The 20,329-nt window shown below is 63.6% G+C and carries 21 protein-coding genes; 9 read left to right on the top strand and 12 right to left on the bottom strand.

Going from position 1 to position 20,329, the window contains the following annotated elements; translation table 11 throughout:
• Nucleotides 1–6: 6 nt before the first annotated feature.
• From VFZ66_29430 to VFZ66_29415, 4 genes are read left to right on the top strand one after another with little or no spacing between them, the layout of a single operon-like run.
• Nucleotides 7–690: a hypothetical protein gene (locus VFZ66_29430; GenBank protein ID HEX6293339.1), complete on the top strand. Its 684-nt coding sequence runs from the start codon at nt 7–9 to the stop codon at nt 688–690.
• 51 nt (nt 691–741) lie between these two features.
• Nucleotides 742–2,175, top strand: a complete 1,434-nt coding sequence (locus VFZ66_29425) for a proton-conducting transporter membrane subunit (protein ID HEX6293338.1) — start codon at nt 742–744, stop codon at nt 2,173–2,175.
• A 10-nt stretch (nt 2,176–2,185) separates the two neighbouring features.
• On the top strand, nt 2,186–2,572 hold the full coding sequence (locus tag VFZ66_29420; protein HEX6293337.1) for a hypothetical protein: 387 nt from the start codon (nt 2,186–2,188) through the stop codon (nt 2,570–2,572).
• A 4-nt stretch (nt 2,573–2,576) separates the two neighbouring features.
• Nucleotides 2,577–3,398, top strand: a complete 822-nt coding sequence (locus VFZ66_29415; GenBank protein HEX6293336.1) for a hypothetical protein — start codon at nt 2,577–2,579, stop codon at nt 3,396–3,398.
• Between the two features lie 38 nt (nt 3,399–3,436).
• Here VFZ66_29415 and VFZ66_29410 read toward each other — a convergent pair whose 3' ends face one another.
• From VFZ66_29410 to VFZ66_29370, 9 genes are all read right to left on the bottom strand, one after another.
• The gene (locus VFZ66_29410) at nt 3,437–3,997 is read right to left on the bottom strand and encodes a Uma2 family endonuclease (protein ID HEX6293335.1); all 561 of its coding nucleotides are present in this window, start codon (nt 3,995–3,997) and stop codon (nt 3,437–3,439) included.
• A 193-nt stretch (nt 3,998–4,190) separates the two neighbouring features.
• The gene (locus VFZ66_29405) at nt 4,191–6,155 is read right to left on the bottom strand and encodes a hypothetical protein (protein HEX6293334.1); all 1,965 of its coding nucleotides are present in this window, start codon (nt 6,153–6,155) and stop codon (nt 4,191–4,193) included.
• A 95-nt stretch (nt 6,156–6,250) separates the two neighbouring features.
• Nucleotides 6,251–6,499, bottom strand: coding sequence for an exodeoxyribonuclease VII small subunit (xseB, locus tag VFZ66_29400; protein HEX6293333.1), 249 nt, complete (start codon nt 6,497–6,499; stop codon nt 6,251–6,253).
• 88 nt (nt 6,500–6,587) lie between these two features.
• The gene (gene xseA / locus VFZ66_29395; protein HEX6293332.1) at nt 6,588–7,790 is read right to left on the bottom strand and encodes an exodeoxyribonuclease VII large subunit; all 1,203 of its coding nucleotides are present in this window, start codon (nt 7,788–7,790) and stop codon (nt 6,588–6,590) included.
• A gap of 178 nt (nt 7,791–7,968) precedes the next feature.
• Nucleotides 7,969–8,469: an acetyl-CoA carboxylase biotin carboxyl carrier protein gene (gene accB / locus VFZ66_29390; GenBank protein HEX6293331.1), complete on the bottom strand. Its 501-nt coding sequence runs from the start codon at nt 8,467–8,469 to the stop codon at nt 7,969–7,971.
• An 82-nt stretch (nt 8,470–8,551) separates the two neighbouring features.
• Entirely contained in the window at nt 8,552–9,109 is a 558-nt protein-coding gene (efp, locus tag VFZ66_29385; GenBank protein HEX6293330.1) for an elongation factor P, read from the bottom strand.
• A gap of 49 nt (nt 9,110–9,158) precedes the next feature.
• Nucleotides 9,159–10,247 carry an aminopeptidase P family protein gene (locus tag VFZ66_29380; GenBank protein ID HEX6293329.1) on the bottom strand — a complete coding sequence of 363 codons (1,089 nt, stop codon included), beginning with the start codon at nt 10,245–10,247 and terminating at the stop codon, nt 9,159–9,161.
• A gap of 100 nt (nt 10,248–10,347) precedes the next feature.
• Nucleotides 10,348–10,785, bottom strand: coding sequence for a type II 3-dehydroquinate dehydratase (gene aroQ / locus VFZ66_29375; protein HEX6293328.1), 438 nt, complete (start codon nt 10,783–10,785; stop codon nt 10,348–10,350).
• Between the two features lie 54 nt (nt 10,786–10,839).
• Nucleotides 10,840–12,336, bottom strand: coding sequence for a glycosyltransferase family 39 protein (locus VFZ66_29370; protein ID HEX6293327.1), 1,497 nt, complete (start codon nt 12,334–12,336; stop codon nt 10,840–10,842).
• Nucleotides 12,337–12,601: 265 nt separating this feature from the next.
• On the opposite strand from VFZ66_29370, the gene VFZ66_29365 reads away from it, so the two are divergent.
• The 4 genes from VFZ66_29365 (at nt 12,602) to VFZ66_29350 (ending at nt 16,397) form a co-directional block, all read left to right on the top strand.
• The gene (locus tag VFZ66_29365) at nt 12,602–14,323 is read left to right on the top strand and encodes a PhoX family phosphatase (GenBank protein ID HEX6293326.1); all 1,722 of its coding nucleotides are present in this window, start codon (nt 12,602–12,604) and stop codon (nt 14,321–14,323) included.
• A gap of 58 nt (nt 14,324–14,381) precedes the next feature.
• Nucleotides 14,382–14,684, top strand: a complete 303-nt coding sequence (locus VFZ66_29360; protein HEX6293325.1) for a hypothetical protein — start codon at nt 14,382–14,384, stop codon at nt 14,682–14,684.
• 273 nt (nt 14,685–14,957) lie between these two features.
• Nucleotides 14,958–15,860, top strand: a complete 903-nt coding sequence (lgt, locus tag VFZ66_29355) for a prolipoprotein diacylglyceryl transferase (GenBank protein ID HEX6293324.1) — start codon at nt 14,958–14,960, stop codon at nt 15,858–15,860.
• Nucleotides 15,861–15,893: 33 nt separating this feature from the next.
• The gene (locus VFZ66_29350; protein ID HEX6293323.1) at nt 15,894–16,397 is read left to right on the top strand and encodes a GNAT family N-acetyltransferase; all 504 of its coding nucleotides are present in this window, start codon (nt 15,894–15,896) and stop codon (nt 16,395–16,397) included.
• A 29-nt stretch (nt 16,398–16,426) separates the two neighbouring features.
• Here the strand turns inward: VFZ66_29350 and VFZ66_29345 are convergent, their stop codons facing one another.
• The 3 genes from VFZ66_29345 to VFZ66_29335 form a co-directional block, all read right to left on the bottom strand.
• Nucleotides 16,427–17,761, bottom strand: a complete 1,335-nt coding sequence (locus VFZ66_29345; GenBank protein ID HEX6293322.1) for an aminotransferase class III-fold pyridoxal phosphate-dependent enzyme — start codon at nt 17,759–17,761, stop codon at nt 16,427–16,429.
• A 27-nt stretch (nt 17,762–17,788) separates the two neighbouring features.
• Nucleotides 17,789–18,331 carry a hypothetical protein gene (locus tag VFZ66_29340; protein HEX6293321.1) on the bottom strand — a complete coding sequence of 181 codons (543 nt, stop codon included), beginning with the start codon at nt 18,329–18,331 and terminating at the stop codon, nt 17,789–17,791.
• Nucleotides 18,332–18,437: 106 nt separating this feature from the next.
• Entirely contained in the window at nt 18,438–19,169 is a 732-nt protein-coding gene (locus tag VFZ66_29335; protein HEX6293320.1) for a metallophosphoesterase family protein, read from the bottom strand.
• A 175-nt stretch (nt 19,170–19,344) separates the two neighbouring features.
• Here VFZ66_29335 and VFZ66_29330 point away from each other — a divergent pair, with 175 nt between their 5' ends.
• The gene (locus VFZ66_29330) at nt 19,345–20,238 is read left to right on the top strand and encodes a hypothetical protein (protein HEX6293319.1); all 894 of its coding nucleotides are present in this window, start codon (nt 19,345–19,347) and stop codon (nt 20,236–20,238) included.
• Nucleotides 20,239–20,329 lie beyond the last annotated feature (91 nt).

Here is a 20,329-nt window from a genome sequence, read left to right as displayed (position 1 = left end):
GCTCTCTTGATTGTTTTTCTGCTGCTGGTCGGTCTGCTGGTGGTGATCGAGGAGTGGCGCGTTTCGATCCCGACGCTGCTGGCTGCCGAGCTGTGCCGGATCGCGCTGATGTACCAGGCGGCGCTCTTCGCCGCGACGACGGGCCGCGCGCTGCTGCTGGCGGTCGAGATCGTCACTGCGGCGAGCGTGGCGCTGATTCTGTTTGTGACGGCGCTGAATTTTACCCGCGAGTACAACACCGAGCAGCTCGACGAGTTTGCGCTGATGGAGCTGCGGCGATCGGCGCGCCGATCGCGTCAGCAGCGGGCGCAGATGACCGGACGCTGGAGCGGCTATGTCGTGCCGATCGGCGCGGTGCTGCTGGCGGGCATCGCGACCTGGCTGCTGGGCCAGGCGTATCCGGTCGCGCGCGATCGGTCGCTCGACGCGGCCTGGACCTTTAGCCTGCTGTGCGGCCTGCTGGTGCTGATCACCGCCAACGACGCGCTCAAGCTGGGCTTAGGCTTGCTGCTGGCGATGAGCAGCGCCAAGCTGCTGTATTTTGGCGTGGCGGCGCGGCTCAATGTGCTGCACATCGGGCTGCTTGAGCTGCTGAGCCTGATGTTTGCGCTGATCGTGGCCTATCTGAGCGGGCTGCTGTACGGGCGCTTACACACGCTCGATCTGGGCAGCCTGTTCGAGCGGCGCTGATCGAACGTGAGTGCTCACTCACGCCCGTTTTGATCGAGAATGTAGATTTCGATGACATACTTGCTTTTGATGTTGTTTCCATTAGCAATCGCGGGCGGCAGCTTCGTGCTCCGCCGCCAGAGCCAGCTGGTCGGCTGGGCTGGCGCGGCGACGGTTGCGGCAGAGCTGTGGCTGGCGCTGAGCGCGCCGATCGATCAGCCCGCGCAACTGCTGGGAGTCAGCATCAACTATAACGAGCTGGGCCAGCTTTTTCTGGCGACATTCTGCCTGAGCGCGCTGATCACGATGCTGGCGGCGACGTTCGTGGCCCACGGCGAGCATTTCGTGGCGATGCTGCTGCTGATCCTCAGCCTGGGGGCGGCAATTCTGATCATTCAGGAGCCGCTCCTGGTGGCGGCGCTGCTGCTGCTGGCGAGTCTGATCGGCGGCGTGCAACTGATCGATCAGCCGCTGCATAGCCCGACGCTGCTCAGACCCCAGACGCTCGGCATGGCGGTCAAGTACACGCTGCTGGTGGCGCTGGGCGGCCTGCTGCTGCTGATCGGCTTTATCCTGGCGACGGCCTACACGCAGCAGCTTGCGACGACCGGCCCGACGCTGACGCGCGCGATTTTTGGCGTGCTGGTAGCAGGCTTTTGTATCCGCCTGGGTCTGATCCCGTTCCATCTGTGGCTGCCGGATATGCTGGATGAAGCGCCGCCCACGACGATGTTCGTGCATGTCGGGCTGCTGACGATCTTTGCGCTGCCGGTGCTGCTGGTGGCGCTGCAAACGCAGCCGCAGCTTATCGTCGGCAACACCGGGGGGCAGCGGCTGCTGCTGGGGCTGGGCGGTCTGTCGGCGCTTTTCGGCAGCGCGCTGGCGCTGGGCGCGGCTCGCGTGCGGCGGGTGATCGCCTTTCTGACGATCGCGAATGCCGGGCTGCTGACGATCGGGCTGGGCATGACGACGACGCTCGGCGTGAGCGCGGCGCTGATCGGCGCGCTGAATCATGTGCTTGCGGTGGCGCTGCTGACGCTTGGCCTCGCGCTGCTGGAGCAGCCGGTGCCTGGCCGTCGCGAGCAGGCCGGGGCGCTGCGCGAGCGTCCGCTGGCGGCGGTGGCGTTTTTGCTCGGCGTGCTGCTGCTGCTGGGCGTGCCGCCGTTCAGCGGGTTCTTGCCCAAGCTGCTCCTGATCGCCGCGAGCCAGGAGCGGGGCTGGCCGCTTGCGCTGATCGTCGCGATCAGCCTGGTGCTGAGCGGCGCTGCCGGGGCAAAGCTCCTCCGCCGCGTGCTGCTCCAGCCCCGCGATCTACCGACGACGCGCAGCCTGCTCTCGGACGACATCGAGCGCCTGACGACGGTGGGAGTGCCGTACGCGCCGCGCGCGCTGCTGGCGCTGATCCTGGCGCTGCTGCTCGGCAGTGTGGTCGTGGGCCTGTGGCCGCAGCCTATCGTCGCGCGGCTGGATGCGACGGTGCGCGCGCTTGCGTTTCTGAGCCAGTAGGGGGCGAACGATGGCACGAGCTGTACGAGTCTTTCATCTTTGCGCGGCGGACTGTGGCGCGTGTGCCGCAGAGGTCTGGGCGGCGGTCGAGGGATCGTCCGATCTGGCGTGGGCCGCAACCCCCCAGGCGGCGGATGTGGTCGCGCTAACGGGCAGTATTCCGCCTGCCACGCGCAACGCGCTGCTGGCGATCTATACCTCACAGATCAAAGGCCGCCTGCCGCTGGTCGCGGTCGGGCGCTGCGCGATCGACGGGCATCCCTTCGGCAAGGGCGGCATCGCGGCGCTGCCCGATATCGAGGCGCGGCGCAAGGTCGACGGCTGTCCGCCGCTGGTCGATGGCGTGGTCGAGGCGCTGATCGAGTCGGCGCGGCAGCCGCGCCTGGTGGAGTCGTAGCGCGATGGAGACGCTTTTTCAACTGCTGGTCTATCCCGGCCTGCTCTGGGTCAGCTTTGTAGCCCTGGTGCTGATCGCCGCGCTTGGTCGCTCGGCGCGCGGCAGCCAGGCGATCCGCAAGACCTGGCTGGCGCTGCGTGGCGTCGGGCCGCTGCCCTACGCGCTCTCGATCGTGCTCAGCTTCATCGCGCTGGGGCTGCTGCCGTGGCCTGCCAGCCCGTTCGCGCCGCTGCCGAATCAAGATCTCTGGCGGCTGTGGGCGTTTACCGAGGCGAGCTTTCTGGTGGCGCTGCTGCCGGGATTGATGTCGTCGCTACCGGCGGCAAGCCGCGCTGCCGTGCGTGAGGCACAGATCGGCGTTAGCGGTCGCGTGGCGCTGTGGGTGGCGGTGCTGGTGGGGCTGAACTGGCAGGGCCGCGATCTGCTCGACCTGGGGCCGCTGCTGCTGGGGGCGCTGGCCGCGCTGCTGGCGCTGCCTCCGGCGGCTGGCTGGCAGCCGTTCAACGGCGAGAGCGGCCTGGGCCTGGGCGATGCCGACTCGCATCTGCTGCCGGAGGACATCGGCGTCGCGCGCTGGGCGCAGAATCTACGCGGCGTGCTGCTGATCGCGCTGGTGGCGACGACGTTTGTGAGCGCGCCGCAGTTGATCTGGTGGCAGCAGCTTGGCCTCAAGCTATGGCTGGCGCTGGCGGTCGCGCTGATCGGGCGTGGCCTGCGCGGTGGGGCGGTGCATCGGACGCTCAACGTGGCGCTGCGGTTCTGCTGGCTGATTGTGCTGCCGCTGGCGGCGATTGCGCTCTCTGGGCGGATCTGGCTGGGGAGCTAGGCTGCGTCAACGGTATGACTCTGGCGTGTATTCTGCGCTTAGCGCCTGAACATATCTCTTGCTCGACAGAGAAAGCCGGGCAGCACGTTCGACATCAGCGCATCGTGCCGCGTAACCGTTACCCGAAGCTCAAGCACTGTATCGTCCAGTTGATATACCCCAATGATCTGTTGCTCTGGATCGACGATCCAGTACTCATCGACGCCGAAGCGACCGTAAATCTGCCGTTTCGTCACGCGATCCCGGCGCGCGTTGTCCTCGCCCGGCGATAGAATCTCAATCACCAGCTCCGGCCCGCCGATAAAACGATCGTCGACGACAATCTCCGCCTGTCGCGCGTGACTCACGAAGACCAGATCGGGGATCACGCTGCTAAACTGATCGAACATGACGCCGGCTGTTGCAAACACCTCGCCGATCGGGTGCTGCTCAAGATAGGCGCGGATCAAGGCAAAGATGTTGCCCGAAACACGCTGATGCGTGAGGCGCGGCGCGCGCGACACGACAAGCTCTCCTTCCAATAGCTCATAGCGATTGCCGTCATCCGGCATCAGCTCTAGATCGGCCACCGTCAGCAGAGGACGGATGTGTGTTGCCATGCCTGCCTCCTCGCGGTGTTTCAATCGGCTGTGGCAGCTCTCCACTACATGAGTGTAGCAGGCAGGAGACGCGCCGCGCAACGGCCTTTTCGCTCGTTTTCCGCCTCGGATCGCCAATGCGAGCCTTTCCAAAAAGCAGCAGGAGCGCCAATGTCTGACGCTCCCGCTCGCTGATCTGATATGTGGCTGCTGACTAGCCGCGCAGCACGAGCACGCCCAGGAAGGTTAGCAGTTGGAAGAACACGGGCATTGCGCTGCCGCCGACCAGCGCCAGGCCACGCCAGTTGTAGAGCGCCTCCCACAGCCCTGCCGTCAAGATCCCGGACCAGATGATGCCGCCGAACCAGGCCAGCAGCGCCAGATTCGGAAAGCCCATGAACGTCAGCAGGATCGCCAGCACCAGCGGCAGCAGACGCGGCAGTTGCGCCGTCGGGTACATGTACAGCCCTTGATAGCCTTTATTGCCGATGCCGACGATCTGGTCGAGCGACGAGGCCAGCAGCGCGGCCAGCGGCCACTCGGCCATGCCCCAGAGCACCGCGATGATCAGCATCATCGGCACCTGCGCCGAGATCAGCAGGCCCTTGTACATCATCCAGTAGGTCAGCAGCAGCACGACAGGACCCACCGCGCACCAGAGCATGCGAATACCGGCGCGCACCACCGCCGATGTTTCGAGCGACTGTGGCGCATCCTCGTCGTCCTGGTACTGCATCACCAGCCGATCGAGCGCGTCTGCGGGACGCACCGCCATCATCAGCAGCCAGCCGGGCGCGTCGTCGCGGAGCTTGAGCGGCTGATCGGGCTGCTGGCGACGGGTCAGCTCCAGCGCCATCCGCTGCATCAGCGGCTCGAACGGCTGAATAGCGGGCCAGATCAGCGCGCCGCGCCCAACGCTGCCATCGTAGAGCCACGGCCCCATGCGGAAATACCACGGCAGCGCGGTATCATCGCCCTCGATCAGCACGACATGCTGGCCGTCGCGCACATCCGTCGCTTTGACCACGCGCACCTGCTCCCAGGTAAGCCGATGGGAGCGTCCCAGCGCCGTCAAAATAATCCCCGTGCCGTCGACCGTCACCGCCGGGAAGAGATGGCGGATCAGCAGCAGCGCGCCGGCGACCAGCGCCAGCCCGATATGCGCGCCGACCAGCAGGCCCCAGTCCGAGACGAGCGGCTCAATCTCGCGTCCGCTGAAGAGCGCGCTCTGTTGCAGCGATGGAAACTTGAAGATCAAAAACGTGATCCAGGCGTCCAGGTAGCGCCAGAGCGCAAAGCCCACGATCAGCGCGGTGACGATATTCAGAACCCGCTGCATTTGCCGGGGATAGTCCGCTCTCACGATCTCGCCCTGCGGCACCGTCGCGGCGCGCGGCTGTCCCGCCTGAGAGAGCGCGCTGCCCGCGCCGGGCATGGTCAGCGTGGCACCACCGACGGACGCTCCCGCCGCGATCGGCTGGAACATCGGCGCGTCGGAGGTGGGCGCTGCGCGGCGGAAGAAGCTCGTGGGGCTGACCAGCAGGCCAAACAGCAGCGAGCGCTGGCCCTCTTCCATCTCGATATCAAGCTTCTCACCGAGCTTACGCCGCCGCGTGATCTCTTCCATCATCTCGCGGAGCAGGCCATCGCCGTCCTGAATGCTGGAGGTGATCAAGAAGCCGCGCTTGAAGCCAAAGCGATACACAAAGCTGTAGATCCGGTGCCAGGGCGTGAGCTGCTTATCGTCGGTCTGCACCAGCACGACAAACCGCTTGCCGTCGGGGTTATCGGTGACACGCAGCGCGCGCATCCCCTCCCAGCTAATGGGCACCCAGTCGTTGCCAAACCAGACCAGCAGGCCGCGCACGCTGCAACGCACCGTGGGAAACGCATTGCGCAGCAGCAGCGTCACAAAAAGCAGCGCCAGCAGCCAGATCAGCGCCGAGAGCAGGGCGCTCAGCGTCGGCTGCTGCGGCCCGGTGCGCTCCATCCACGCCACAAGCTGGCCCAGCTGGGGGGCTTTCTTGAGAATCGACGGCTCGATCGGCCAGCGCTCTGTCAGCAGCAACAGCGCGGTGCGGACGACATTCAGCGCTCCCCAGGCAATAGCCAGGCCACACAGCAATTCGAGCGGCCAGGTGATGCGGCGGGGATAGCGATAAACGTGTTCGATCAGCATGATGGACTCCGTTGTTATTGGTGCGATGGCCTTGACGTTGTGCGGATAACGGAGCCACGGCCTACACCTCATGCCAATCTGCCGGGTGCGGGTGCTTACTCGTCGGTCCAGGGCACAATGTCGATTCCATCCGCGCCAACTGAGAGCTGTTGAATGCGTAGCTCGGCTGCGTCAAGCAGTTGTTGGCAGCGTGTCGAGAGCGCTACACCTTCCTCGTAAAGCGCCAGCGCTTCGGCCAGCGGTAGCTCGCCTGTCTCAAGCCGCTCCACCACCTGCTGCAAGCGCTCGATAAGCGCCTCGTAGCTGGGTGTTGCGTCTCCGGCTGGAGATGTTTTTCGTGGCACAGATACTCCTTGAATCTTTAGCGACCGACGCCACAACGTCCATAGTCCATCGGTCCCTGTTCCACTTGCGGGAGAGGTTAACTGCCTCTTAACGGGTCGGCTCGATCCCACGTTCGACGCGCGCGCCAAGCATGCCGTCGCGTAGCTCAAGCAGCAGCTCGTCGCCGTCGGCAACCGTGGCCGGATTCAGCACCACCGTGCCGTCGGGCCGCCGAACAACCGCGTAGCCGCGCGCCAGCGTCGCCCGTGGGTTCAGCATGTCGAGCTGCTGGCGCAGGCCGCGCAGATGGAGCGTTTGAAAGGCCAGGCTGGTGCTTAGCGTACGCTTCAGCCGCGCGCCAAGCTGCTCCAGCCGCTGCCCGTCGCGGTCCAGCCGCGCCTGTGGCGCGAGCCGCTGCAAGCGCCGCGCGGTATGCGCCAGCGTATCACGGGCCTGCGCGACCTGCTGGCTGATACCCGCATGAAGCTGATCGGTCGTCGTCTGAAGCTCGCTGCGCAGCTCGGCGATGTTGGGCGTCGCCAGCGCCGCCGCGACCGAGGGCGTTGCCGCGCGCACATCGGCGACATAGTCGACCACCGTGGTATCCGTCTCGTGGCCCACGCCCGTAATGACCGGCACGGGGCTGGCGAAGATCGCGCGGGCGACCACCTCGTCGTTGAACGCCCACAGGTCCTCGATCGAGCCGCCGCCGCGCGCGACAATGATCAGATCGAGATCGACGCCGTAGAGGTTGTAGAGCGCCTCGACCAGGCTTTCGGGCGCGGCCTCGCCCTGCACCTGCGCGGGAGCAAGGATCACCTCGCAGAGCGGCCAGCGCTGGCGCAGCACAGTCAAAATATCACGCAGCGCCGCGCCCCTGGGCGATGTCACGACGCCGATGCGCCGTGGCAGCGCCGGGATCGGACGCTTCCGCCCGACATCGAACAGGCCCTCCGCCTCCAGCCGCTGCTTGAGCGCCTCGACCTGCGCGTGCAGAATGCCGATCCCGGCGGGACGGATCAGATCGACGTAGAGCTGGAGCCTGCCGCTGCCTGCCCAGAAGGAGACATGCCCGTGAACGAGCACCTGCTCGCCGCTGGATGGGAGTCGCGGCTGGCGTAGCGCCTGCTGTCGCCAGCAGACCGCCTGAAGCTGCGCGTCGCCCTCACGAAGCGTCCAGTAGCAGTGCCCCGACGACGCGCGGCTCCAGTTGGAAACCTCGCCTTCGACCCACACATCGCTCAGGATCGGATCAGCCTCCAGCATATGTGTGAGGTAGTCCGTGAGATCAGAAATCGACAAAATATGCATGATTGGGTGCCACGGCGGCTGCCGCGTATGAGGTGGCTTATAAACGCGCGCGAGATCTTCCGGCACGTCTGCCAGTAGCGCGCATCGCGGCAGCGGGCGACAGCATCACGTGTCGATGAGTCGCCCAGCCGATCGCCGGATCGCGCCGACAGGTGCCGTGCTTGTCGCCCGCGTGGAGCTACATCAGCTCGATCAGCATGAGCGTCTGCCCGTACTCGACGGGCTGCCCATGCTCGGCGATGATCTTCTTCACGCGACCATGCACCTCGCACTCGATCTCGTTCATGATCTTCATCGCCTCGATGATGCCCAGCACATCGCCTGGCTTGACCTCATCGCCCACCTGCACGTAGGGCGGATCTTTCGGCGCAGGCGTCATGTAGAACGTACCGACCATCGGCGCGGTGACGGTGTGGCCGGAGAATTCCTCCGGCACCGCTGCGCTCTCGTGCATCACCGTGCCGTTGGCTGCGGCAGGCATCACGACGGCAGTGGGCACCTGCTGGGCAGGGATCACGACCTGCGGCGCGAGCGTGGCCTGGGGCACCGCGCGCTTGATATGCAGTTTGGCATCGCCGCGCTCGATCAGCACCTCGGCAATATCGGTATCTTTGATCAGTGCGACCAGATCTCGCACTTCATCGGTCAAAAGGGCGTCGTTGCGATCCGCATCAGCCATGGGCAAGCTCCTCATCAGGTTAGTTAGGCCAGAAAGGATAGCGCGCGTGCGCTATCCTTCCATCTTCAGGCATTCATACCATTTAGCTGACGCGCTCGATGTATGCGCCCGTGCGGGTATCGACCCGAATGACCTCGCCGCGCTCGACGAAGAAGGGAACCTGCGTGACAGCGCCCGTCTCAAGCGTCGCGGGCTTGCCGCCGGTGGTGGTATCGCCGCGATAGTTCGGCTCGGTGTCGGTGATCGTCAGCTCGACCGCCGTGGGCAGCGACACGTCCAGCACCTCGTCGCCGTAGGTCAGCAGTTCCATCTCCAGCCCTTCCTTCATGTACTTGGCCGCGTCGCCGATGATGTCGGCGCCGACCTGGGGCTGCTCGAAGGTTTCCTGGTCCATGAAGAAGAAATCGTCGCCGTCGCGGTAGAGATACTGTACCTTTTTGTTCTCCAGACGCGCCTGCTGGAAGCGCTCACCGGCCATCACCGTCTTGACGATCGTCGCGCCGCTGCGAACGTTGCGCAGCGTCAGACGAACGTTCGCGGTGCCGCGTCCCTGCTTGTTATGCTCATGCTCCAGCACTTTGTATAGCTCACCATCCAGAATGATCGTGATGCCTTTTTTCATGCTGCCGGTATCGACCATGACTCTTCAGCTCCTTGAAAATGAGATTATAGAAATCTACTGTCGTTTTTTAGATTGCCACGACCGGATCTTTGCTCGATTGTGTCAGCACCTCGACGCCGCTCTCCGTGATCACGACGAGATCTTCGATGCGCACGCCGCCCCAGCCCGGCAGGTAGATGCCCGGCTCGACCGAGACGACCGCGCCTGCGGGCAGGATGTCCTCGCGCAGATACGAAAGACGCGGATCTTCGTGGATCGCGAGGCCAACGCCGTGGCCCAGGCTGTGCCCGAACGCCTCGCCGTAGCCTGCCGCGGCGATATAGTCTCGCGCAATCGCGTCGGCCTGAGGCCCGGTCATACCCGCGCGAATCGACGCAGCAGCGCGCTGCTGCGCTTCCAGGACGGTGTTGTAGATCGTCCAGAACTGCTCGTCTGCCTCGCCCAGGATGACGGTCCGCGTCATATCGCCGTGGTAGCCGTCCACGCGCGCGCCGAAGTCCATCACGATCGGACGCCCGACGCCAAGCTCGTCGTCGCCAGCGCGAGCATGAGGCCGCGAGCCGTTATCGCCGCCCGCGACGATGATGTCGAAGGCCAGGCCCTCCGCGCCGCGCTCGCGCATCGCTTTTTCCAGCTCCCAGGCAACCTCGCGCTCGCGCATCGTGGGGCGCAGCAGCGGGCGGATCGCGGCAAACGCCTCGTCGCCGACGGCAACCGCGCGGCGCAGCAGCTCGATCTCTACCGGATCTTTGCTCCGCCGAAGCTGCTCGACCAGCCCCTCTGTCTCGTAGAGCGTCACCTGAGCGCCCGCCGAGGCTAGCTCCTTGCGCCAGCCGTTGAACTGCGCCACGTTGACGGTTGCGGCCTCGAAGCCGAGCTTCTGGATGCCTAGCTCGTGGAGCAGCCCCGGCAGATCTTTGGTAATCGCGGCCTCGCCCGTCACCAGCCGAAACTCGAAATTGGGCGCTTCGTTCCTGGCCTGCGCCTCGTAGCGAAAGTCGCTCATCAGCAGCGCACGGTCGGCGGTGATCAGCAGCACGCCAGCCGAGCCGGTGAAACCGCTGAGGTAACGCCGATTCATTGGATTGGTAACAATCAGCGCGTCGAGCTGATGCTCTTGAAGTGCCTGACGGAGACGTTCGAGACGATGTTGCATGGGCGTCACCACATCGGTAAATAACAACACAAAACTCACCGTAGTCCTACGACGGCGGCTCTAGTATACCACAGCTTAACTAATTCGAGACGGCCTGGTTTTATGCAGGCTGCGCCGAGACAACCAGCCACTCCAGCGCCAGCAGGTAGCCGCGCCAGCCCAGCCCGCTGATCTGGCCCGTCGCGATCGGCGCGATCACCGAGTGATGCCGAAACGGCTCGCGCGCGTACACGTTCGAGAGATGCACCTCGACCGTCCGCAGCTTGACGGCGGCGATGGCGTCGCGCAGGGCGTAGCTGTAGTGCGTGAACGCGCCCGGATTGATGATCAGCCCATCGCTGTGCGGCGCTTCCTGGTGTAGCGCGTCGATCAGCACGCCCTCGTGATTGGATTGGAGCGTTTGAACCGCGACGCCAAGCTCTGTGGCGCGCTGCGTCAGCGCCGCGTCGATGTCCGCCAGCGTCATGCGGCCATAGACATCCGGCTCGCGGCTACCCAGCAGGTTGAGATTCGGCCCGTGCAGTACAAGAATACGCATGGATGCTCCTTTTGAATGCGCTCGAATGCCTGATGCGTCGCCCGTGAGCTTGGATCACGGGCACTCCACCAGCAGCAGTTGAAATGGATCGTACCGCTGGGCCACGCTGGTCGTACAGCCCTGGGTGAGATCGCCGATGAGTGGCCGGTCATCGGCCTCAAGCCGCAGCAGCCAGAAGCGCCGATGCTGGCGAATCGTTGCAACCGTCGCGGGCCGGGTGATCTTTTGCCGATCGCCGATCAAGATCGAGAGCGACCGCGAGAAGCGGTAGGTATCGCCGTCCCGCCCTGGCTTGGTATAGACGGTGGCCTGAGGCAGGTAGAAGCTCAGCACGGCGTCTACCGAATAATGCAGGCTCACAATCGCATCGTCCGGCTGCATGCGCTCGCGCAGCGCCAGTACGGCCAGCCCTTCCGGGCTTTTGGTGATGGTCCAGTAGCGCTGCAAGGCAAGCAGATTGCCCGCGATGATCACGGCGCAGATACCGAGCAGCGCCAGCCCGTGGAGCCAGGCCGGGCGGATCTGCCGCAGCCGATGGATGCCGACCGCCAGCAGGACGAAGACCGAAGGCAGCAGCACGACAAATTGCTTGGCCTCGAAGACCGGCAGCATAATCCCGAAGAGCGGCACGGCGATGCCGAAAAAGCCGATCGGCGGCAGCAGCACTTGCAGCCAGTGGTAGGCGGCAGGCGAGGAGCTCCACGATCGAACTGCGGCGGGTAGTCCCAGCAGGGCAAGGCCGCCGAAGACCAGCGGAAGCCATGTATGCGCCCAAAATACTTTGTAGCGCAGCGGCTCTCCGGCAAGCACGGCCTGGATCGTGTGCGTCAGCGTCAACGGCTGCGTGGCTCGATAATTGTCCAACTCCTGCGACAGGGGGCTGACCGCGATCAGCAAGAACGGCAGGAAGAACAGCGTCAGCAGGCCGATATGGATCAGCAGCGAGCGCCACTGGCGCAGGCTATAGGCCAGGTAGAGCACCTGGACGCTGACGATCAGCGCGAAGCTATAGTTCGACCAGAGGCCAAGAATACAGAGCGCGGTGTAGATGCCCCAGAGCGAGCGGTTGCCGTAGCGCAGGCGAAGATGTAGGAGCAGCATGGTGAGCGCTGCAAGGAAAGTGATCAGCGCGTAGGGCCGCGACTCCTGGCTGAAGAAGATGTGGGTCGGGGTGAGCACAGCCAGGAAACCGGCAATCACAGCGCTCCACACGTCGGTGAGGGTTCGTGCCAGGAGATAGATCACGGGCACCGTCGCAGCGCCCAGCACAACCGAAGGCCAGCGCCAGCCCCACTCGGAGTGAAGGGTGTCAAGGCCGGACGCCAGCCATTGAAGGATAGTATAGAGCGGCGGATGTACGTTGACCAGCGTATTGCCGATGATTCCCCCGATCCCCTGATGGCCCAGTTGATAGCCGTAGGCTTCGTCGAGCCAGATCGGATTCCACTCCAGACGATAGCTGCGAAGTCCGAGCGCTAAGAGGAACAGGACGATCAGCGGAGCATAGCGCACGCGCTGCTCAGGTAGTGTATAGCGAGTACGAAGCTGCAAGTTTGCGATCTCCTAGGTGACAGCTTCAGCCAGACCGCAACGGGCGGCATCTGAAGGTGATACGATGATCCAAAAGTGACGATATTCTGCCGAATGTCGGTAATAGTATCATAGTCGTCGTCGCCGTCCATGCCCTGAGGCCATATGCCTGCACATTAATTCTGCTTAATCTTTCCATAACGGGGATTTTGTTTTAGAATGAGATACTGAGTACGACAGCCTCGCCAAACCTCATCGTGCCGAAGTACAGAAAGAGGAAGGGATCATGTCGGAAAACGATTCGTCCAACAGCCTATGGCATCAGCTCCTGGAATCGCGCATCTCACGTCGGACCGCCCTAAAAGGCAGCGTGGCCGCTGCTGGCGCAAGCCTCCTGCCGATCAGCCTTCAGACCGCCGCAGCCGCACCAGGCGAGGCTCCCAGTCGGCCTAACCGGGGCAGCGCGGCCAACACTCGCCCGCCGTTCAGACCTATTCGCCCCAGCACCGCCGACGATCTGGTGCTGCCGCGCGGCTACCGCTACGACATCCTGCGGATCTACGGCGATATGATCGCGCAGGACCAGCCCTTTGGCTACAACGCCGACTTCACGGCGTTCATGCCGATCGACTGGCCGGAGGGCGGCCAATCCTCCACGGATGGCCTGCTGTGGGTCAACCACGAGTATGTCAATCCGCTGCTGATGTATGGTTACGCGGGCGGTCCCAAGACGCCGGAGCAGATCCGCATCGAGCGCACCGCTGTCGGCGGCTCGATCTTTCGCGTGCAGCGCCAGCGCAATGGCCGCTGGATGTTCGTCGAAGATCGGCACAATCGCCGCGTGACGGGCTACACCCGCTGTCTGCTGACGGGTCCCGCCGCTGGCTCGCCCGGCGTCTTTGGCGCGACCGAGGTCTTTGGCAGCGTGGGCAACTGCTCCGGCGGCGTGACGCCCTGGGGCACGGTGCTGACCTGCGAGGAGAACGTCGACGAGTATGGCGCTCCGGTGACGGTGCCCTTCGGCAACGGCTGGGACAGCAGCTACGTCAAAGAGCACCAGGGCTGGGTTACGGAGATCGATCCCTACGACCCGGCGCACACGCCGCTCAAGCGCACCGCGATGGGCCGCATCCGCCACGAGAACGTTGCGCTCCGCCTCAGCAAGAACAATCGCGTGGTGGCGTATATGGGCGACGACAAGGCCGACTCGTGCGTCTATAAGTTTGTGAGCGACGGCTCCTACGATCCCAAGAACCGCGAGGCCAACCTGCGCCTGCTCGAAACCGGCAAGCTCTACGTCGCCGATTTCCAGAACGGCAGGTGGCTGCTGCTCGACTACGCCACCCAAAGGGCGCTGCAAACGGCGAGGAATGCCGACGGCTCGGCGCTCTTCAGGGGACAGGCGGATGTGCTGCTGGATGCTCGCGCCGCTGCCCTGGCATTGCGCGCAACGCCCGTCGATCGGCCCGAAGACCTTGAGGTTCACCCGCTCACCGGCCATGTCTATATCGCGCTGACCAATAACTCGGCGCACGGCAACTTCCACGGCCAGATCGTGCGGCTGATGGAGGACAAGGACGATCCCGAAGGAACGTCCTTCCAGTGGGAGTTCTTCGCTGTCGGCGGCCCGCAGAGCGGCTTTTCGTCGCCCGACAACCTGGCCTTCGATCCTTACGGCAATCTGTGGATGGTCACGGATATTTCGTCCAACCGCATCGCCAAGGGCATCTACTCCTTCCAGGGCAACAACGCAATGTTTTTCTTCGCCACCGAGGGTGCCAACGCGGGCAAGGCGGTGCAGTTCGCCTCCGGCCCGAACGAGTGCGAGCTGACGGGGCCGTACTGGACGCCCGACGGCACGACGATGTTCCTCTCGATCCAGCATCCCGGCGAGGAGTCGACCGGCTTCGATAAGCTGACGAGCCACTGGCCGAATCTTAACGGCGATCCGGTACCGCGTCCCGGCGTGGTGGCGATCACCGGCTTCCCCGGCTGGCGCAGACGCTAGCGAGCGCATGTCCTGCTCGGCTGCGCTGCTGCCGGGCAGGGCCGATGGAGTTTGCCCGATGCATGAGCTTGAAGCGGCGATCGACGATTATCTGCATACGATCGTGCGATCGCAGCCCTGGATCAAGAAGCAGGAAGAAGACGCGCTGCTGGCATTCAACGACTGGCTGTACGAGCAGCCCGACATGAGCCGGTCGCTCGCGGCGATCTCGCCAGCGACGACCGCCCGCTACGCTCAGGCGGTCGGGCTGAGCGCCGCCGAGCACGAGGCGCTGGATGCTGCGCTGCATCATGTTTTTGCGTGGGCCGAGCATCAGCAGGTGGTAGCGGCGAATCCGTTCCCGTCTAGCGCCATCGCCTAGCTCAGGCCCTCGTTGATCTCCCCGGATGGATCGCCGATCCGTCCGGGTTCTTGTTGCGCTACGCCGCCGCCTTTGACACGCCGCCGACGCGCTCCTACAATGCGAAGGAGCAAGAGAGAACAAAGAACAAAGAACAAAGAACAATAAGCTGTACCTTGCCCCGCTCCTACCGGGGCGCCATGCCCTGAGGGCACCCGGCATGGAGAGGGGGCCGGGGGTGAGGGCCTCAAAACTTTGAACTTGAAACTTCGTACGAGGAGCTACCGATAACTCATGTATCCACCCGACGATCAATTTCTGATTAAAGAACTATTTGGACTCTTTTCGGTCCGCTGGTACGCGGTCTGTATCCTGGGCGGCGCGATCCTGGCGGCCTGGTTCGGCGCGCGGCGCGTGGCGGCGCGCGGCCACGATCCCGAACATGCCTGGAATCTGCTGGCGCTGGGGCTGATCACCAGCATCATCTGCGCGCGCGCCTGGTACGTCGCCTTTGAGTGGGGAATGTTTGAGGCACGGAGAGATCAGTACAGTAGCGTCTGGCGCTGGCTCGTCTTCGATGTGATGAATCCGGCCACGGGCGGCATTGCGATCCAGGGCGCGATCGTCGGCGCGGTGATCGGCGCGTTTATCTACACCCGCTGGAATGGCCTCGATTTTCTGCGCTGGATCGACTTCGGCGCGCCCTGCATGGCAATTGGGCAGGCGATCGGGCGCTGGGGCAACTTCTTCAACCAGGAGGCGTACGGTCGTCCGATGGCGACGCCGCAGCCGTGGGGCCTGCGCATCGACGAGGGGTTTCGCGTGGAAGCGTTTCCGGCCAGCGAGTATCCGGTCGAAACCACGCGCTTTCACCCGGCGTTTCTATATGAGTCGCTGTGGAACGTGTTTGTGCTGATCGCGCTGCTGGCGATCGAGCGGCGCTTCGAGCGCTGGCTGCGCAAGGGCGATCTTTTTCTGCTCTACGGCATCATCTACTCGATCGGGCGCTTCTTCGTGGAAGGGCTGCGCACCGATAGCCTGTGTCTGAGCGGCGTCGGCGGCTCGTGCGAAGGCTCGCTCCGCGCGGCGCAGGTGACGGCGCTTGTGACGATCGCGATCTTCGGCGCGATTCTGGCCGCGCGCCATCTACGACAGCCGACAACGCCGAAAACGCCGCCACCGGCGCTGGCGGACTAATCTCACAGGCGAACACAAGGAGCGTAGCAGCCCATGCTCGAAACCCGACGCACGATCATTCGCCCATACACCGAGGCCGATATTGACCGTGTCATGCCGATCTTCACCGATCCGACGACGATGGTCTTCTGGCCGCAGCCATTCACCGCCGATGCCGTCGCCGCGTGGGTCCGACGCAGTATCGAGTTGTTTGCTACGGCTGGCATCGGTCGTATGCTCGTCGAGCATCGAGAGACGGGCGCGCCGATGGGGGATTGTGGGATCGTTCAGGCCGAGATCAACGGGCAACAGGAGTACGACCTTGGCTATATTATCGACCATCGCTTCTGGCGGCAGGGCTACGGCACGGAGTGTGCCCGCGCCTGTCTGGACGACGGCATCCAGCGCCTTGGGCTGAAACGAGTGGTCGCCAACATGCCGCACGACCACACGGCCTCGATGCGCGTGGCAGAGAAGCTCGGCATGCAGCGCGAGGCCACCTTTCACAATCCGCGTAACCGTAACATTCTGACCTACCTGTACGCGATCAATCTGTGACGCGGGCCGACAGGTTGTTGCTGGCGCGCTCAGGTCAGCGCGTTGGTCACGTCGCTGAGCGCTGCGTCGCACGCGGCGATCGTCCGGTCGATGTCGGCGGGCGTGTGTGCCGCCGAGACGAAGGCGCTCTTGCCGCGCATCAGGTCCACGCCCTGGTTGAGCAGCGCCGGTCGGAAGAGCGCCGTCCAGCGCGGATTGCCGCCGCGCTTGAGCTCGGCCAGCGCGAGATCGGCGGGTAGCTCGCCCGCAGGAAAGGCGCTCGCGGCGCCGAGTATCACATGAACGATCGAGGCATCGCCGTAGGCCGCGCAGCCGCGCAGGCGGCGCTGGCGAAACAGGTCGTTGAGTCCTTCGCGCAGCCGCCGGGCCATCGCCGACGCCTGGCGCTGCGGCTCGCCCGTCCGCACGATCTCCAGCGCCGCGCAGCCAGCCGCCGCCGAGAGCGGATTGGCGTTGTAGGTGCCCTGGTGGACGATCTTCTGCGTGGCGTCCCAGGCGGCATCGCCAAACGCGATATGCTGCAAGATTTCGGCCCGCCCGCCAACCGCGCCGCCCGCTAAGCCGCCCGCCACGATCTTCGCCAGCGCCGTCAGATCGGCCTCCACTCCGGCCCGCTGCTGCACGCCGCCGGGCGCGACCCGAAAGCCCGTCACCACCTCATCGCAGATCAGCAGCACGTCGCGCCGCGCCGTCAGATCGCGCACCTCGCTCAGAAACTCGTCGGGGAGCGGCTGCGTGCCGTAGCTCGCGCCCGACGGCTCAAGCACCACCGCCGCGATGTCGTCGCGCTCGGCCAGCGTTCGCTCAAGCTCGTCGAGCGCGGACGGCAGCACGAGCAGCCCGGACGAGAGCGCCGCCAGCGTGCCGGGCAGGACTTTATCGGCGGCGTCCTGGGCCAGCAGATCGTGCCAGCCGTGGAAGTGGCCCGCGAAGCGCACAATCACCGGCTTGCGCGTGTAGGCCCGTGCCAGCCGCAGCGCCAGGAGCGTGGCCTCCGTGCCCGACGCCGTGAAGCGCAGCCGCTCGATCTGCGGGAAGCAGCGCTTGACCGCCGCGGCCCACGCGATCTCAAGCGCGTGATTCCCGCCGTAGTGCGTGCCGCGCGCCGCCTGCTCCTGCACCGCCGCGACGATCGCCGGGTGGCTGTGGCCCAGCAGCAGCGCGCCGTGGCCCTGCCAGTAGTCGATCAACTGGTGGCCGTCGACGTCCCATTTGTACGCGCCCGCTGCCCGCTCGATCGCGAGCGGAAACGGTCGCATGTAGCGCCCGTCGTGGGTGACGCCGCTCGGAAAATGCTGGAGCGCCTCGTCGTAGAGCGCGGCGGAGCGTGGATGACGCGCGCGGTATTCGGCTTCGATTGACATAATGAGTAAGCTCTCTAGCCTATAAGGTTATTCGATACTTGTTGGTAACTTCTGAGATAGTTTTTCTATACGAGCATTGATTATTTGTTTATACTCATCAAAGTCATGGAGCTTTTTTAAAGTCGTGTCTTGATTTGATAAATCAATTAATCCCTGATAACCTGATACTAATCCTGATAAAAACATTATAGTTGCTATCAGAAGCAGGAACATTGAAAATGATATATCAGAAGGATCTTTGATTGGAAATATTTTCATGCTGATATTTGGATCTATTCTGAAGACAATTGAGGTTATCATGATAGAAGATAAAATAAGTACAAAACACATCATGATATATAGAAATATGCGATTGGTATGAAATGCTAGTTCTAAATATAGATCTTGCCTGTTTTGATACAGATATTCAATATAGTCAAGCTCTGCTCTTAGCTCATTGATCCTCTTGTGTTTGCTAACAAGTGATCTTCCGGCTAGCCAATTTTTCAGAGGATCAGTAAGGAGATTGCCCACAATTGATAGAACTATAGACCCAATAATCGAACCGATGAGTGTAAGAGTCCAATTCATTGGTTTTCTTTCTGACTGAAGTGGTAACAAAGATGAGAGTAGTGATTGCGAAGATTGCGATAGGTTTGTAGGGGCGTATTGCAATACGCCCCTCCGAGTAATCTACCTACCGCCCAAACGCGAGACGCTCGGCCAGCAGCTCAGGCAGACCAGCGGCGTACATTTTGCGCTGGGTCGCCTCGATGTCGTACTCGACGCGGTTGAAGCGGATCGTGTGTGCTTTCGTATCCCACACGGCATACGCGGCGCGCGGATCGCCATCGCGGGGCTGACCGACGCTGCCCGGATTGATGATGTAGCGCGAGTCTGGCTTCAGACGCAGGATCTCGCCGGAGCGTCCACGGCGCAGCTCGGCCTTGCCGTCGGCGTGCTGCGCAAAAATCGTGGGCACGTGCGTATGCCCGACGAAGCAGAGCGGCGTGTCGAAGTACTCAAGATTATCTTTGGCGGTTTCAGGATCGAGCACGTACTCCCAGATCGGGTCGCGCGGGCTGGCGTGGGCCAATGTCACCGCAGGCGGCAGCGGCAGGCTGGCGGGCAGCTCTTGCAGATACGCGCGCAGCTCAGGCTCAAGCTGCTCGTTGTTCCACTGGTTGGCGGTGCGAGCCAGCACGTTGAAGTCGGCGAGTGAAACCAGGCCAAGCGAGGCCAGATCATGATTGCCTGTCAATGCATAGCGTGCTCGTTTACGGATTTGTTCCAGGCAGCGATTCGGCTCTGGCCCGTAGCCGATCGTATCGCCCAAGCACCACAGCTCATCGTAGGCGGGCAGCGCGGCAAGCACCGCGTCCAGCGCTACGGCATTTGAATGAATATCTGACACCAGCACGACACGCATAGACAACTCTCCACAGGCTTTGACGTGGCCCGATCCGTCCTCTATACTACAATATTGCCACGAATGCGCCGACAGGCCGGGGGTTTGGGGGTGTCCCCCAATCATGTCCTTTTCTGATGCAGAATCGGCTGTTTCCAGAACATGCTCCTTGATTCCGCATGAAGAAGGTAGAACTGTGAACGAACGTACCCATTGTCCTTATCTTGGGTTACGCCAAAATCGCGCGATTCGCTTTGCCTCTCCGACATCGGAGCACCGCTGCTATGTCAGCGGCGATGCGCAGGAGATTCCGGTCGATCAGCGCTTATATTGTTTGAGCATCAACCATCTCTCTTGCCCATTATACACAGGCGAGTGGAGCGGAACAACGACGGGTCCGGTCGCTGGTGCGGGCACTCTGGCGCTGCCGAGCCGTGGTGCGCGTGGCCGATTGTCTGGCCGCGACCGCACGTTTTATTTTACAGTGCTTGGCCTGCTGGTGACGATTACGCTGGTCTGGTTGGGCATCGGCTATCTGTACACGCTGGGCGGCGACAACGGAGCTAGTGTCGTGCCGCCCGTCGCGACGGCCACAGCGGCGCTCACGGCTGCTCCTGCGACCGCCACCGCGACCGCGACGGCCACGCCTTCGTCGACGCCGACGCTGACGCCGACGCGCACGATCACGCCCACGGCCACGCCGACGCGCACGATCACGCCCACGGCCACGCTTGAGCCGACGCTCGCGCCAACCCAGACGCCGGTGGTGATCATTATTGTGCAGACGCCGACACCACCGCCGCCACCGCCACCGACCGAGATCCCGCCGACGCGACCGCCGGAGCCGACGCCGACCGAGATCCCGCCGACGCCGACCGAGATCCCGCCGACGCCGATGCCGACCGAGCTGCCGATCCCAACGGACGAGCCCACGCCGGAGCCAACCCTCGCGCCGACGGATGCGCCCACCAGCGCGACGACCAGCACATCGTTCGTGCCGCTGCCGACGATGCCGATTCCAACCGATGTTTTTCCGCCAGCACCAACCGACTGGCCCACGCAGGAGCCGAGCAGCACGGCAGCGCCTTAAACACCGCGCTCCACGTCACGTTGACGTGGAGCGTTTGATAGCAGGAGGTGTCAACGAATTGCCGCGTGGGGTGGTTTGCGATCCGCCCCGG

It is taken from the genome of Herpetosiphonaceae bacterium, from assembly GCA_036374795.1.
GTDB lineage: Bacteria > Chloroflexota > Chloroflexia > Chloroflexales > Kallotenuaceae > LB3-1.
This window is presented reverse-complemented; position numbering and strand designations above follow the sequence as displayed.